The sequence below is a fragment of the Kouleothrix sp. 19917 genome, from assembly GCF_057073505.1.
The window spans coordinates 4,504,028-4,518,694 of record NZ_CP097099.1 but is presented as its reverse complement, the minus strand read 5'-3'; the positions used below and the strand labels follow the sequence as shown (position 1 = coordinate 4,518,694).

Below are 14,667 nucleotides of genomic sequence, written 5' to 3'. Positions count from 1 at the left end.
CAGACCAGCACGACTTCGGTCGAGCTTTTGGTGGTCTCGAGTTTCAAACCCCTTCATAGCGGGGCAGGGTTCCTCAGTGCAAAGTGGGTGGAGATCGACGTCGTGCGGCCCGAGTTTCAAACCCCTTCATAGCGGGGCAGGGTTCCTCAGTAAGGTGCCCTCATCGGGCACCGGTCGGGGGGACGTTGTTTCAAACCCCTTCATAGCGGGGCAGGGTTCCTCAGCGAAAGAAGGAGGATGACAAGATCGAAGTCAGAGGGGTTTCAAACCCCTTCATAGCGGGGCAGGGTTCCTCAGTCCGTCGTGCCAGTGGCCGCCGCGCCTGTGCCGCTGCTGGCAGCTCGCGCTGTTCTGCGCCTGCCGGCCTTCGCTGCGCCGTTTTGCGCTTCTGGCCACATCTTGCTATCATGTGCTCGCTTGCTCAGTATACGCGGTTACGCGCCGGAGGTCAACCATGAATCATTGGGCTCGTTTGCTTGCCGCCGCGCCCGCGCTCGCTCAGCGCACCATCGCCCGCGCGCACCGCATCTCGCTGCCCCACGGCACCGATGCCGCCACCCGCCTGCTGCGCCTGCGCCACGCGCTCTGCCCGGCCCCGTCCGTCCGCGCCGTGTACGCCGTCCTGCCGCCCGAGGTGCAGGCCGCCCTGCACGACCTGCGCGCCTTTCGTGGCGTCATCCCGACCAACTATGTGCTGAGCCGCTACGGCCCCGTGCGCCCCTGGCCCGCGCTCGCCGCCCACCGCGCGCCCCAGTCCGTCAGCGAACAGCTCGTGCTGCTCGGCTGGCTGTTTCTGCGCCCGGCCCGCCCGAACAACCCGGCCCACTTTCTCGTGCCGCCCGAGCTGCGCCGCGCCCTGCCCACGCCCCTGCCCGCCCGGCCGCGCCTTCCTGCTGCCGAACGACCGCCCGCGCCGGCCCTGCGCGCCGCCACAATGCTCCTACTCGCCTGTGCCGAACGGCCGCGCCGCCTGCTCAACCGCGCCTGCGCCTTCCCGCGCCCACTCCTCCACGCGCTGGCCGCCCGCCTCGCCCCGCTCGATGGCGCCGAAGCCGCCGCGCAGATCAGCTGGCTGCTGCCCATCCTGGTCGATGGCGCGCTGCTCGAAGCGCACGCGGGCCGCGCCCAGATCACCCCGGCTGGCGAGCGCTGGCTGGCCGCCGATGCGACGGAGCAGCTTGCCACCCTGCGCCGCCTGTGGGTCGCCGCGCCCACGCCCGACGCCTGGCTGCTGCGCCTGCGCGTGGCCATGGATGGGGTGGACTGGCCGGCGCTGCGCCGCCGCCTGCTCGACTGGGCCGCGCACGCCGCGCCCAAGGCTGAGGGGCTCGCGAGCTATGCGCCGCTGGCGGCCGCCTTCGGCCCGCTGGGCAACGCCCAAACCCACGGCCTGCGCACGCGCAGCCGCGCGCCCTGGCACCCGCGCCGCGCCGCCGAGGTCTGGGCGGCCGCGCTCGCTGGCCCGCTCGGCTGGCTGGGCGCGATTGGCGACACGCCCGAGCCGTCGGATGATAATGATAATAAAGAAGGTGGCGGCTCGGTGGAAGGCCGGCTGGCGACAGCAGCGCCGACGCACCCGTTCCGCATGCGCCGCAGCTGGGGAACGGCTGGGCGGCCCAAACACTCCGCGCGCGCAACACGCTGGCAGGAAGGAGCGCCCGCGCCGGGCCTGCCACACCGCACCACGGATACAGCAGCGTGTTGGGAATACGACGCGCCGGGCATCGTGCGCATCCCGCACCGCGCCCCTGGCGCGGCCGTTGCGCGCCTGCTGCCCTATGCGCGCTGGCAGGGTTCCGACGCGCGTGGCAGCCGCTACCAGCTGAGCCGTGCCACGCTGGCGCGGGCAGCGCGGCAGGGGCACAATCTCGCCGCGTGCGTCGCTCTGCTCGAAGGGCAGGCCGGGCCGCTGCCGCCCGAGTGGCAGGAGCTTTTCCACAGCGCCGCGCCAGATGTGCGGCTGGTACAGGGGCCGCTGCTGCTCACGCGTACGCCCGCGCAGCTCACGCAGCTGCTCGGGCAGCGCAGTGTGCGGCGCGCCGTCGAGCGGCTCGGGCCAGCGGTGGCGCGCCTCCGCACGGGCGAGGCATCGCGGCTGGCGCGCACCCTCGACCGCGCCGGCATCGGCTGGGAAGGCACCGCGCCGCCCGCCGAGCAGGCTCCACGCGCAGCAAACGAGCCGGGCGCGCTGGCAGCGGGCGAGCGGGCCGCGCTGGCGGTGGCGTGCGCGTTCTACGGGCAGCACGCCCCACCCGATGCGCCGCTGCTTCCCCACGCCGCCCTGAGCGAACGGCTGTGCACCGGCCTGTCGTCCGCGCTCGGTCGCGCCGTCGCCGAGGCACTGGCCGCGCTGGCCCGCGCCCACGCGCAAACGAGCGCGGTGCCGCCTGTGCAAACCGAGCAGGCGCTGGCGGTGGTGCGGGCGGCGCTGGCGGGGGCGCAGCTGCTGGAGCTGGAGTACGACACGGGCGGGCGCGGGGTAGCGGAACGGCGGCAGGTGCAGCCGCTGGCGCTGGAAGCGCGCGACGAGCACTGGTACCTGCGCGGCACGTGCCAGCGGCAGCAGGCCGAGCGCACCTTCCGGCTCGATCGCATTCAGGCCCTGCGGGTGGCGAGCTAGGTGTGCTCGGCCGCTCCCTCATCCCTGTCAGGACGGACCTGTCAGGACGGACCTGTCTGGGCGGACCTGTCTGGGCGGACCTACGTGTCCGCCCCGCCGACGAGCGACCGCGCACCGCCGACGGAAGGGCGTATTGCTATACGCCCAGACTGCGCACCGCCGCCGAGCCACTGCGCACCGCCGACGAGTCACCGCGCACCACCGACGAGCCACTGCGCACCGCCGACGAGCCACCGCGCACCACCAACGAGCCACCGCGCACCACCGACGAGTCACCGCGCACCACCACCGGAAGGGCGTATTGCTATACGCCCAGACTGCGCACCACCAACGAGCCACCGCGCACCACCGCCGAGCTACCGCGCACCGCCGCCGAGTGACTGCGCATCACCGACGAATGACCGAGCACTGCCGACGAGCGACCGCACACCACCGACGAATGACCGGGAACCACCGACGACTGAAGCAAGAACAATTCTGAGCAAAGGAAAAATACCAACCCCTCGCTTGCCAAGCCCTGCCGTGACGGGGGCATGAGCGCACAGCATCGCATAGACTCACCACGCTCATTATAATTCGCATAATCGCAGGCAGTACCAGCTTCAAACCAGCTTGCTCAGGCCGCAGGGCCGCCGGGGCTCGCGCCGCCCCACCCACTTTGTGGGTACCCGCCCGGCGTCGGGGCTATCGCCCCGAATCCCAAATTTGATGTGATCGACAAAACAAAATCTATCTGTCCTGCCTCCGTTGTGCCGTCCGCTGGTATCAAACGATGAGTGAAAGGAATTAGTTAGAAAGCTGGTACACCATCAATCGATTGTTGCCGGCCTAATCGCATAACGGAGGCATGGCACACCCGCATCTCGCAAGCCGGCCACGCTCTTTTTGGGGTTCGGGGCAGCGCCCCGACGGCGAGGTGCAGGAGGCTGGCGGCAGCCTCTTGCCGCAGGGTTTGGGGGCGCGTAGCCCCCAATGAAGATAGCTGCAGCCCGCCCCCTTTGCCGCGGGGTTTGGGGGCGCGCAGCCCCCAATATAAACTCCAACCGCAAAGCCCCAAACTGTGCTACCATGCGCCCACACCAACAGCGAGGAGAACCCCTATGAACGACGTACTGCCCGCGATCGAGCAGTGGCGCGCGCGCGGCGAGCGCGTGGCAATTGCCACGGTTGTGAAAACGCTTGGCTCCGCGCCGCGCGGCATCGGCGCAAAGATGGCCGTCTCGTCGGGCGGCAGCATGGCCGGCTCGGTCAGCGGAGGCTGCATCGAGGGCGCAGTGTTCGACGCCTGCCAGGAAGCGCTCGCCACCGGCACGGCGCGCCTGCTGCACTTCGGCGTCGCCGACGACGACGCCTGGGATGTCGGCCTGGCCTGCGGCGGCATGATCGATGTCTTTGTCGAGCCGCTAGGCCCGTAGGTGCCGCATCTGTGCACAATCAGCCTGCCGACGCTGCCCGAAGGCGAGGCCGCGCGCTACCCGTTCAGCGTCCCGGCCATCGCCGCGCTGGCAGGCGCGCAGCTTGAGTTCGGCACGCCCGTCACATTCTTTGTGGGCGAAAACGGCTCGGGCAAATCGACGCTGCTGGAAGGGCTGGCCTGCGCCGCGCGCTCGATCACCGTGGGCAGCGCCGGGGCCGAGCACGACATCACGCTCGAGTCGGCGCGGGCGCTGGCCCGCCGGCTGAAGCTCTCGTGGGCTGCGCGCCGGCACGCTGGCTTCTTCATGCGCTCGGAAGATTTCTTCGGCTATGTGAAGTGGCTGCGCGCCACGCGCGAAGGCTTCGAGCGCGACCTGGCCGCCATCGAGGAAGAATATAAGAACCGCTCGGAAGAAGCGCGCGGCCTGGCGCGCATGCCTTTCCTGCGCGAGCTGCACGACATGGAGCAGCGCTACGGCGCGGATCTGGACGCCAACTCGCATGGCGAAAGCTACTTCCGCCTGTTTCGCTCGCGCTTTGTGCCCAACGGCCTCTACCTGCTCGACGAACCGGAAGCGCCGCTTTCGCCCATGCGCCAGATCGGCCTGCTCGCCATGATCAAAATGATGGTCGAAGAGCACAACGCGCAGTTCATCATCGCCACGCACTCGCCCATCCTGATGGCCTACCCCGACGCGACGATCTACAGCTTCGACGCCGCGCCGGTGCGGGCGGTTGCCTACCACGAGCTTGAACACGTCAGCGTCACCCGGGAGTTTCTTGCAAATCCGCAGCGCTATCTGAGGCACATATGAGCATCTACGAGGCCCTGACCGCCGCGCTCGCCGCCGAGCAGCCGGTCGCTGTGGCGACAGTCATTGGCGGCGCGGGCGAGGTGGGCGCGAAGCTGCTGGCGCGGCCCGGCGGCGAAACGATTGGCAGTTTGGGCGCGGGCCTGCCCGAGCAGCCGGTTGTGCAGGAAATGCTCGCCATGCTGGCGCGCGCGGAAAGCGGCACGCGGCGCTACGCCACCCCCGCCGGCGAGGCCGAGGTCTTTATCGAAGCCTACCCGCCCCCGCCAACGATGTTTATTGTTGGCGCGGTGCACATCGCCATCCCGCTCGTGACCTTCGCCAAAGTGCTGGGCTTCCGCACCGTGGTGGTGGATGCGCGTGGTGCCTTCGCCACGCCCGAGCGCTTCGCCCACGCCGACGAGCTGGTGAACCAGTGGCCCGACGAGGCGCTGGAAGGGCGGCTCAACAGCAACAGCTTTGTGGTGCTGCTCACGCACGACCCCAAGCTCGACGACCCGGCGCTCAAAGTGGCGCTGCCCAGCCCGGCGCGCTATGTCGGCGCGCTCGGCAGCCCGAACACGCACGCCAAGCGCCTCGTGCGCCTGCGCGACGAAGGCATGCCCGAAGAGCAGCTTGCGCGCCTCCACGCGCCAATCGGCCTGAAGATCGGCGGCAACACCCCCGAAGAAATTGCCGTCAGCATCATCGCCGAGATCGTCGCGGCGCGGCACGGCCACACCGGCAAGGGCTAGCGCGGTGCGGGCGAGTGTTTGCCACGAAGACTCGAAGACACGAAGGCGGAAGCGATAAGCTGCACCCAAAACATTTGCGCTCTTTGCGGTGAATAATCTGGTCGTCGCCCTTCGATACGCGCTTCGCGCTACTCAGGACGAAATTGCTGATCGTCGCTCAACCTGCGAACGGGCGTATCGCATACGCCCCGTGTAACCTGCAACCAACATGCACATTCATCTTGAACCAATCACCGCGCAGAACATTGGCGACTGCCTGCGCCTGCATGTCGCGCCGCACCAGAAGCACTTTGTCGCCTCGAACACCGTGTCGCTGATCCAGTCGCTGGTCGAGCCGGCCTTTGTCCCGCGCGCAATCTACGCCGGCGACCGCATGGTTGGCTTTGTGATGTATGGGCGCGACCCTGCAAGCGGGCAGGACTGGATTGTGCGCCTGATGATCGACGCGCGCTACCAGGGGCGCGGCTACGGCCACGCCGGGCTGCTTGCCGCCCTCGACGCACTGGCGCAAGAGCCGGGCGGCAACGGCACTTTCGTGAGTTATCGCCCCGAAGACCTCGCGGCGGCATTCACCTACGCCGGGGTTGGTTTTCGCCCCACCAGCACCCTGCCCGACGGCGAGATTGTGGCCGAACGCACAGTTGCGAATGGCGCGACGGCTGCTCCGGTGGTGGCGGGCGTGGTGCTGGCGGCGGGCGCGGCCTCGCGCATGGGCCAGCCCAAGCAGTTGCTCGACTGGGATGGGCAGCCACTGGTGCGCGCCGCCGCCACGACAGCACTGGCCGCCGGGCTGTTTCCCGTGCTGGTGGTGGTTGGTCACGCCCGCAGCGCCGTGGCCGAAGCGCTGGCCGATCTGCCGGTGCATCTTGTGGTGAATGAGGCGTATGCGCAGGGGCAAAGCACCTCGCTGCGGGCGGGTATTGCCGCGCTTGGGCACTCGGTTGCGGCGGCAGTGGTTTTGCTGGGCGATCAGCCCTTTGTCACGCCCGCGATTGTGGGGCGCTTGCTGGCAGCGTGGCAGAACGGCGATGGCGCGATTGTTGCCCCGGTGTATGCGGGCCAGCGCGGCAACCCGGTATTATTTGCGCGAACGGTGTTTTCCGAACTGCTGGCGGTGCAGGGCGACCAGGGCGCGCGCAGCGTGCTCGCCGCCAATCGCGAGCGCGTGACGCTGGTGCCGTTCGAGGATTCCCGCCCGCTGGCCGACATCGACACGCCCGAAGAATATGAGCGACTACGGCAGTCGGCGGTCAGCAGTACGCAGTCGCCGGAAGTGGATTGACTGCAAACTGTTACTGCCGACTGGCTACTGCCAACTGCATTATGTACCAAACAATTCTGCCGCCCGAACAAGCCATCGGCCACATTTTGCGCCACAACCTTGCCGACGCGCAGGGGCGCAAAGCCTTCGCCAAGGGGCATCGCATCGCCGAAACCGACCTGCCGCGCCTGCGCGAGCTGGGCATTGCGCAAGTGCGCGTGGCGGTGCTGGAGCCGGGCGACGTACACGAAGACGAGGCGGCGCGGCGGCTGGCGGCGGCAGTGTGCGGCGCGGGCGTGCTGGCTGGTCGCCCGGCTGCCAGTCGCGTCAACCTGCTGGCCGAGGCCGATGGCGTGGTGCAGATCGACGTGGCGCGCCTGCTGGAGATCAACCAGATCGACGGGCTGACGATTGCCACGCTGCCGAACCACGCGCTGGTGCGCGCACGCAAGCGCGTCGCCACAATCAAGATTATTCCCTTCGCGGTGCTGGAAACCGACCTGTGTGCGGCTGAGGCGATTGCGCTGGCCGGCGCGCCGGTGGTGGCGCTTGCGCCGCTGCGGCCAACGCAGGTGGGCGTGGCGCTGGTGGGCAGCGCAGCCGCGCGCGAGCGGATCATGGATGGCGTGTTCCCCGCAATTGCGGCGCGTGTCGCTGAGCTGGGGTCGGCGGTGTGCGCGACGCGCTATGTGCCAACCGACGAGGCTGCTGTGGCGGCGGCAATTGGCGAACTGCGGGCGGCGGGCGCGCGCCTGCTGATTATCGCGGGCGAAACCTCGATCATGGACCGTGATGATGTCACACCGCAGGGCATTCGCCTGGCGGGTGGGCGCGTCGAGCACTATGGCGCGCCGGTCGAGCCGGGCAACCTCCTGCTGCTGGCCTACCTCGAAGAAGCGGGCGGCGAGCTGGCGGTGCTGGGCGCGCCCGGCTGCGTGCGCTCACGCGACACCAACATCGTTGATCTGTTGCTGCCGCGCCTGCTCGCTGGCGAGCACATCCGCCGCGCCGATATTGTGGCGCTGGGGCATGGCGGCCTGCTGGGCTAACATGCCACGAAGCGGTCATAAAAAAGAGGCGGCGTGTGTGCGCCGCCCCTGCATCTATGGCTATTCCCCCGGACCCTACTCCTCGATGCTGACCTCAAGCCCCGCGCGCGTGAGCCACAGGCGCTGGCGGTCGCGCTGGCCGGCCTGCCCGTCGTCGCGCAAACTAATGCGGAAGGCGCGCTGCTGCTGCGAGTCGAGCGTGATGGTTTCGAGCACGCCCGGTGTGCCACTGAAAATCGGCTGGCGCTGCTCGTTCAGCACACGCATCACGATGCGCAGGCTCAGCGGCCGCCCCGAACGATTCCGTATCGCGCCCTGAATGTAGGGCAGGCCAAGTTGATTCTGACCAACAAACTGCAGATGGCTGATTTCGACCTTGCCCCGCAGCGACCACGGCACGCGAATTTTGCTTGGCTGAACCATCTCTGCGACTGCCATCGGGGCCTCCTTCTTTGGATTGGGGGTTAAAAACCGCGAGTAGCTCTATGATAAATCGGCGGCGCGGGCGCCTCAATGAACCCATGGTACTATCTCGGTATGGGCAGGTTGGCGCGTGTGATCTGGGCACCTCTGAATCGCGGATGAATGTGCTATACTTAGGCCCACAAAGAATGGCTCGTCGCGAGGAGAAACCGCTATGCCATCGGTTCGCATTCCAACGATTATCGAACGAACACCCCGTGGCGAGCGAGCGTGGGATTTGTTCTCACGTCTGCTCCAGGAGCGGGTAATTATGCTTGGCACGCCCATCGATGATGAAGTGGCGGTGCCGATTGTGGCCCAGCTGCTGTTTCTGCAGCACAGCGACCCCGAGCGCGATATCTGGTTTTATATCAACAGCCCGGGCGGCAGCGTGCGCGATGGCCTGGCGATCTACGACACCATGCAGCTGATCGCGCCCGACGTCAACACCGTCTGCATTGGTATGGCTGGCAGCATGGCAACGGTGCTGCTGGCGGGCGGCGCGCCGGGCAAGCGCTATGCACTGCCGAATTCGACCGTCCACTTTCACCCGGCTTCGTCGGGTATGGAAGGCTCAGCACCGGACGTTGAGCGCGCCGTGAACGAGCTGCTGCGCCTGCAGCGCGTGACGAGCGAGCTGGTGGGCAAGGGCGCGGGCAAAACTGCCGAGCAGATCGAGCGTGATTTCAACCGCGATAAGTTTCTGACCGCGCAGGAAGCCAAAGAATACGGCCTGATCGACCATATTCTTGATCGCTCGGCTGGCTAGGTTACTTTTCGCAATATCCTGACATTCAGATAGCACCGACGATATTCTCAAGCAGAATGTCGTCGGTGCTTTATTTACGCCTTTGGCTTAAAGATATGCTGGTATTGAAGGTGTGTTGCTCAGGCCGCAGGGCCGCCGGGGCTCGCGCCGCCCGGCACCCGGCGTCGGGGCTCGCGCCCCGAACCCCAAATTTTAGCTAGCTGGCAAACTAAAAGTTAGCGTGTCATGCCTCCGTTATGCCGAAATCAGGCATCTGCCGAGCGAGCCAGTACAAGCTTGTATGTTCGTCGCAAAGCATGACAACGAGCGTTTATTTGATACCAGCGCCCTTTGCCGGAAGGGTTTCCCTAATCGGGGGCACGGGGGCGAAGCGCCCCGAGTAGAATAATGCTTATAAAACTGCTTCAGCGTGCAGCGCCTCCTTGAACTGCATCGCATACAGCCGCGCATACAGCCCATTCTGCTGCATCAGCTCGGCGTGCGTGCCAAGCTCGGCAATCCTGCCCGCGTCCATCACGGCGATGCGGTGCGCGACCTTAATCGTGCTGAGCCGGTGCGCGATGATCAGGGTCGTGCGGCCCTGCATCAGGCGATTGAGCGCCTCCTGCACCAATCCTTCCGATTGATTGTCGAGCGCGCTGGTGGCCTCGTCCAGCAGCAGAATGCGCGGGTCCTTCAAAATTGCGCGGGCGATGGCGACGCGCTGGCGCTGGCCGCCGCTGAGCTTGGTGCCGCGCTCGCCCACCAGCGTGTCGTACCCTTGCGGCAGCGCCATAATGAAATCGTGGGCGTTGGCGGCCTGCGCGGCGGCTTGTACCTCGGCCTCGCTGGCATCGAGCCGGCCGTACAGAATATTTTCGCGGATGCTGCCACCAAACAGCATCGTATCCTGCGGCACGATTGCCATCTGGGCGCGCAGGCTGGCCTGCGTCACGCCGCGCAGGTCGCGCCCGTCGATGCGCACGCGCCCGCCCGCAGGGTCGTAGAAGCGTGGGATGAGGTTGAGCAGCGTGCTTTTGCCCGCGCCGCTCGGCCCAACCAGCGCCACAATCTCGCCAGCATGCAGCTCAAGCGAAACGCCCCGCAGCACGGGCGCGCCATCTTCGTAGCTGAACGCCACGTCTTCAAAGCTGATGCGCCCCTCGGCGGGCGGCAGCGCGGCGGCGGCTGACGCATCCTGAACTGTGGGCTCCGTGTCAAGCAATTCGAACACGCGCTGAATGCCGCCCACCGCCATGCGCAGTTGCGCATACAGGCCGCCGAGCCCGCCCAGCGTCATCGCAATCGTCACGCCGTAAATCAAAAAGCCCGTGATCATCGCCAGCGTCAGCCGGCCAGCAATGACCTCGCGCCCGCCATACCACACCAGCGCGGCTATCGCGCCAAAGCCGAGAAACATCATCACCGCCATAAAGATCGAGTTGAACAGCGCCACGCTCAGCGATGAACGGAAGGTCCGCTGCATGGCGGCACTGTAGCGGCCAGTTTCGTAGTTCTCGCGCCCAAAACTCTTGACAATCCTCACGCCCTGCAAGCCTTCTTCGGCCATCACGGTCGAGCTTGCCAGGTCGTCCTGCACGCGCACGCTCATTCCCTGCAGGCGGCGGCCAAAGGTGAACGCCACCAGCAGCAGCACCGGCAGCATCCCCGCGATCAGCAGCGTCAGGCTGGTGTTGAGCGACAGAATGATGACGACCGCGCCCACCAGTGTGATGATCTGGCTGAGCAGCGAGGTGATGTTGGTGGTCAGCATCGTTCGCATCTGCGTCACATCGCTCGAAAGGCGCGATACCAGCTCGCCCACGCGCCGCGCCGCGAAGAAATCGAGCGAGAGGCGCTGCAGGTGCGTGTACAAAGCCACGCGCAGGTCGTACACAATATGCTCGCCAATGTAGGTCAGCAGGTACGATTGCGCAAAAGTGAACACGGCTTGCAGCAGGAACAGGCCGACCAGCGCGGCGGCCAGCGTGTTGAGCGGGCCATAGCTCTGGCTTTGCGTGACCGAATCGAGCAGGCGCACGATCACCATTGGGAAGGCCAGCCCCAACCCGCTGGACAGCAGCAGCGCCAGCACGGCCACGGCCATGCGCCCGGCGTAGGGCCGCAGGTAGGCGAGCAAGCGCCGCCAGCTGATCGATTGCAGGGGCGCGGGCGGGTTTTCCTGCCGGTTGCGCAGCATTTCCGCGCGCTCGGCCTCAATATCGCGAACCATGAGGGATCTCCTTGTAGCCGCCTAACGATGTTTCGCAGGCAGGGCAATGCTATGCTGGCGCATGTGGGCGCCATGCATCGCTTCAACGTGCAAAAGGGAAAGAAACCGGCCGGTGCAGCTATTCGGCCGGCAGCGAAACCGTAAACGTCGTACCCATGCCCAGCGCGCTCGCGACACCGATGGTGCCATTGTGCAGCGCCACGATCTTCTGGGCGATTGCCAGGCCCAGGCCGCTGCCGCCCTGCGAGCGGTCGCGCGCCAGGTCGGCTTTGAAAAAGCGCTCGAAAATATGCGCCAGGTCGCACTCGGCAATGCCGATGCCGGTGTCGGTAATGCGGAATACGACCTCGCTCAGGCGGCGGTGCAGCTCGACCCGCACGCTGCCACCCTCGGGCGTGAACTTGATACTGTTGTGGATCAGGTTGGTCCACACCTGGCTGAGCAGGTCGGCGTCGGCAGTGACGCTCAGCTCGTCGAGCGCGATGTCGACATCCAGCGATTTGGCGCTCCACTGTGGCTCGCAGGCCAGCAGCACGCTGCGGATCTGGCGGTCGAGGCGGTAGGCGTGCGGCGCGAAGTGCATGTTCTCGGCTTCGAGCGCGGCCAGCTTCAGCAGGTTGTCGCTGAGCTTGGAAAGGCGCACGCTCTCGTCCTCGATGATCGTCAGGTAGCGCTCGCGGTCGCCCGGCGCGAGCTGCTCGTCGCGCAGCGCGCGCGCAAAGCCGCGAATCGAGGTCAGCGGCGACTGGATTTCGTGCGAGACATTTGAAATGAACTCCTGGCGCATTTTCTCAAGCTGGTCGAGCTCCAGCGCCACGGCGTTCACGCTTTGCGCCAGCGTGCCAACCACACCCATCGGCTGGTCGTTCTCGAGCCGCACGCTGAAATCGCCCTTGGCAATCCGTTCCAGCGCCTCGACAATCGGGCGGAACATGCCCAGTTCCTGGCTGCGCCGCGCCGCGCCCGACAGTTGCACCAGCACGTACACCACGGCGACAGCAAGCAGCAAACCCAGCAGCGCGTTCAGCAGCTGCGCGGCCAGCGCGGGCGGCGTGTAGCCGATCTGGCCATACAGCCAGCCCGTGATGAAAAAAGCGACTGCAATCATCGCCAGCAGAAAGCCGAAGGCAGCCAGCGTGGCGAGAATGCCGCGCCCAATTTCGCGCGTTTTGCTGCGGCGCTTCATCGGCTGGCCTCGGCGCGGTAGCCCAGCCCGCGAATTGTGCGAATCCTGAAGGCGAACTGCGCTTCGGGGAAGCGCTCGCGCAAGCGGTTGATATGCACGTCGAGCGTGCGCTCGTTGCCCGCGAAATCGTAGCCCCACACATCTTCAATCAGCTGGTCGCGCGAAAGCGTTTGGCCCGGGTAGCTGGCCAGCTTGAACAGCAGATCGAACTCCTTGCGCGGCAGCGTCAGATCCTGGCCGCGCGCCGTCACTACAAACGTCGCGCGGTCGATGCGTAGCTCGCCAAGCTGGACCGTTTGCGACGATGCGATGCGGTAGCGCTTGAGCAGCGCGCGCACGCGCATTACCAGCTCCAGCGGCTCGAAGGGCTTGACCAGGTAGTCGTCCGCGCCAAGCTGAAAGCCCTTGATCTTCTGGGCAGTTTCGCCCTTTGCGGTGAGCATCAGCACCGGCATGTCGTAGCTGGCGCGCAGCTCGGCGCATAGCTCCCAGCCGTCCATGCGCGGCATCATCACGTCGAGGATGGCGAGATCGGCGCGCTCAGTTTCGAGCAGATCGAGCGCGGCGCGGCCATCGGCGGCTTCAAACACGGCGAAGCCCTCGTTATGCAAAAACACGCGCACCAGCTCGCGAATATGCGGGTCGTCGTCTACAACCAGAATGGCACTCATAGCGCCGGGTTTCCTTTCTGCTGCACCGGCAGAAGATACACCGCTTGTGTAAACTGAATGCAAACGGGGAAGAAGTACTATCCGCAGATTACGCAGATTATGCAGATTTTTACGAAAGGTGATGATCTTAGTAAATAGATCTGTTTACACTCTGCTCTAAAAAATACTATTCAGATTGCCACAAAGGCTCGAAGAATCGAAGTTCGATAGCTTTCGAAAGCCCTTCGTGCCTTCGTGTCTTCGTGGTAAACGTTCCTGGCTGCCCTATGAGAAGGGTGTTTGTTCTAGCTGTGCAGCTGGCTGGCAAACCACCTCGCAATCCGCTCCTGCACATCGCGCCGCAGAAACAGCGTGAGGTGGCTCGCGCCCGGCACCGTCCAGAACGTCGCGTGTGGTGGCGCAGCAGCCTGCACCTCAGCAGCCTGCGCGGGCTTCACAATCGCGTCGCGCCCGCCGTACAGCAGAAAAAGCGGTGCCTGGATGCGCTTCACACTAGCCAGCAGATCGAGCGCGGCAATTAAATCCCAGGTGCTGATCGCCGCGCGAATTGGCGCGGTTGACCATGTGTCGGCGATCTGGTGAACGCTGGTGTTGCGGAAGACCTGCATGGCCGGCCAGTGGGCCAGCGCAAGCGCCTCGCGGCGCATGTCGGCGCGGGTGAAGTGCAGCAGGGGCGGCGCTTCCATCAGCACCAGCGCATCGACGGGGGTGCCATCGGCGACGGCGCGCGCGGCAATGCAGCCGCCCAGGCTAATGCCTAACACGCCCACGCGCCGGTAGCGTTCGCGCAAATAGTCGGTCGCCGCGCTCACGTCTTCCAGAATGGCCGGGAACTGCTGCGTGCGCGGGTTCTCGCCATGCCCGTCGAGATCAACCAGCAGCACGGCAATATTTTCCGCCAGCAGCGCATCGACCATCCACCATGTATACGCGCCCTTGTGGTCGCCCGAGCCGTGCAGAATGCACACGGCGGCGCTGGTTTCTTCCTCTGGGGCGGCCACAATCCCCGGCAGAAAACCCTGCTCCATCGCGATGTGGAGGTGCTCGACCTGCCGGCCGGGATGCGCGCCGGGCCGCAAGCCGCTGCGCGGGTCGGCGCGGCGGTTGCGCAAACTGCTTGCGCCGACCTGGAGGGCGAGCGCGAGCGGCGCGGCCAGCACGAAGCTCAGCGCCCGCCGCCAGCGCCCAGCCGGCATGCCCAGTGGCGCGGCCAGCAAGGCCCCGACCAGTGTGCGCTGCGATCCGCGCCCAAGCCAGCTCAGGCCCCACCAGCCCTGCCGGCCAGCCAGCCATTCCAGCGCGCCCAGCCAGAACAGCAGCGCGCGCCCCAGTGCCGAAAATGTTTTCATTCCGTATTGCGCTTTTCAGATCAACGAAGCGATTTCATATCTCGATAAAGGCTTCAAAAAGCCAAGAATAAACTGACCCCTGACTTCTGACCCTTGACTCCTGCGATATTTGTCCTGATTTCGCAT

At 66.0% G+C, this 14,667-nt stretch carries 14 protein-coding genes and 1 CRISPR repeat array (1 of these 15 running past the window's edge); of the genes, 7 read left to right on the top strand and 7 right to left on the bottom strand.

The window, feature by feature from the left end; genetic code table 11:
* A CRISPR array of direct repeats spans positions 1-297; the repeat unit is 37 nt; unit sequence GTTTCAAACCCCTTCATAGCGGGGCAGGGTTCCTCAG; it reaches 5,398 nt to the left of the window's first position.
* 157 nt (positions 298-454) lie between these two features.
* A complete protein-coding gene (locus M1P90_RS18440; RefSeq protein ID WP_483696754.1) occupies positions 455-2,620 on the top strand; it encodes a WYL domain-containing protein in 2,166 nt (721 codons plus the stop codon).
* A 136-nt stretch (positions 2,621-2,756) separates the two neighbouring features.
* On the opposite strand, the gene M1P90_RS18435 is transcribed toward M1P90_RS18440, so the two are convergent.
* Together M1P90_RS18435 and M1P90_RS18430 are read right to left on the bottom strand one after the other, a co-directional pair.
* The gene (locus M1P90_RS18435) at positions 2,757-2,909 is read right to left on the bottom strand and encodes a hypothetical protein (protein WP_483696753.1); all 153 of its coding nucleotides are present in this window, start codon (positions 2,907-2,909) and stop codon (positions 2,757-2,759) included.
* Positions 2,910-2,924: 15 nt separating this feature from the next.
* Entirely contained in the window at positions 2,925-3,089 is a 165-nt protein-coding gene (locus M1P90_RS18430) for a hypothetical protein (RefSeq protein WP_483696752.1), read from the bottom strand.
* A 631-nt stretch (positions 3,090-3,720) separates the two neighbouring features.
* On the opposite strand from M1P90_RS18430, the gene M1P90_RS18425 reads away from it, so the two are divergent.
* The 5 genes from M1P90_RS18425 to M1P90_RS18405 all read left to right on the top strand — a co-directional run bounded on the left by M1P90_RS18425 (position 3,721) and on the right by M1P90_RS18405 (position 7,892).
* Positions 3,721-4,035 (top strand): XdhC family protein, encoded by a 315-nt coding sequence (locus M1P90_RS18425; protein ID WP_483696751.1) that lies wholly within the window; start codon positions 3,721-3,723, stop codon positions 4,033-4,035.
* Positions 4,036-4,851: an AAA family ATPase gene (locus tag M1P90_RS18420; protein ID WP_483696750.1), complete on the top strand. Its 816-nt coding sequence runs from the start codon at positions 4,036-4,038 to the stop codon at positions 4,849-4,851. It begins immediately after the preceding gene.
* Positions 4,848-5,582, top strand: a complete 735-nt coding sequence (locus tag M1P90_RS18415) for an XdhC family protein (protein ID WP_483696749.1) — start codon at positions 4,848-4,850, stop codon at positions 5,580-5,582. Before M1P90_RS18420 ends, M1P90_RS18415 begins: the two co-directional genes overlap by 4 nt.
* 208 nt (positions 5,583-5,790) lie before the next feature.
* Positions 5,791-6,864, top strand: coding sequence for a GNAT family N-acetyltransferase (locus M1P90_RS18410; RefSeq protein WP_483696748.1), 1,074 nt, complete (start codon positions 5,791-5,793; stop codon positions 6,862-6,864).
* 41 nt (positions 6,865-6,905) lie between these two features.
* Positions 6,906-7,892 (top strand): molybdopterin-binding protein, encoded by a 987-nt coding sequence (locus M1P90_RS18405; protein ID WP_483696747.1) that lies wholly within the window; start codon positions 6,906-6,908, stop codon positions 7,890-7,892.
* A gap of 75 nt (positions 7,893-7,967) precedes the next feature.
* Here M1P90_RS18405 and M1P90_RS18400 read toward each other — a convergent pair whose 3' ends face one another.
* Complete coding sequence (locus M1P90_RS18400) at positions 7,968-8,330, bottom strand: hypothetical protein (RefSeq protein WP_483696746.1); 363 nt, start codon at positions 8,328-8,330, stop codon at positions 7,968-7,970.
* 199 nt (positions 8,331-8,529) lie between these two features.
* Here M1P90_RS18400 and M1P90_RS18395 point away from each other — a divergent pair, with 199 nt between their 5' ends.
* Positions 8,530-9,123, top strand: coding sequence for a ClpP family protease (locus M1P90_RS18395; protein WP_483696745.1), 594 nt, complete (start codon positions 8,530-8,532; stop codon positions 9,121-9,123).
* A 391-nt stretch (positions 9,124-9,514) separates the two neighbouring features.
* On the opposite strand, the gene M1P90_RS18390 is transcribed toward M1P90_RS18395, so the two are convergent.
* The 4 genes from M1P90_RS18390 to M1P90_RS18375 form a co-directional block, all read right to left on the bottom strand.
* Positions 9,515-11,335, bottom strand: a complete 1,821-nt coding sequence (locus tag M1P90_RS18390; protein WP_483696744.1) for an ABC transporter ATP-binding protein — start codon at positions 11,333-11,335, stop codon at positions 9,515-9,517.
* A 118-nt stretch (positions 11,336-11,453) separates the two neighbouring features.
* Positions 11,454-12,521, bottom strand: coding sequence for a HAMP domain-containing sensor histidine kinase (locus M1P90_RS18385; protein WP_483696743.1), 1,068 nt, complete (start codon positions 12,519-12,521; stop codon positions 11,454-11,456).
* Entirely contained in the window at positions 12,518-13,192 is a 675-nt protein-coding gene (locus M1P90_RS18380) for a response regulator transcription factor (RefSeq protein WP_483696742.1), read from the bottom strand. Before M1P90_RS18380 ends, M1P90_RS18385 begins: the two co-directional genes overlap by 4 nt.
* A 284-nt stretch (positions 13,193-13,476) precedes the next feature.
* Positions 13,477-14,541 (bottom strand): alpha/beta hydrolase, encoded by a 1,065-nt coding sequence (locus M1P90_RS18375; RefSeq protein WP_483696741.1) that lies wholly within the window; start codon positions 14,539-14,541, stop codon positions 13,477-13,479.
* Positions 14,542-14,667 lie beyond the last annotated feature (126 nt).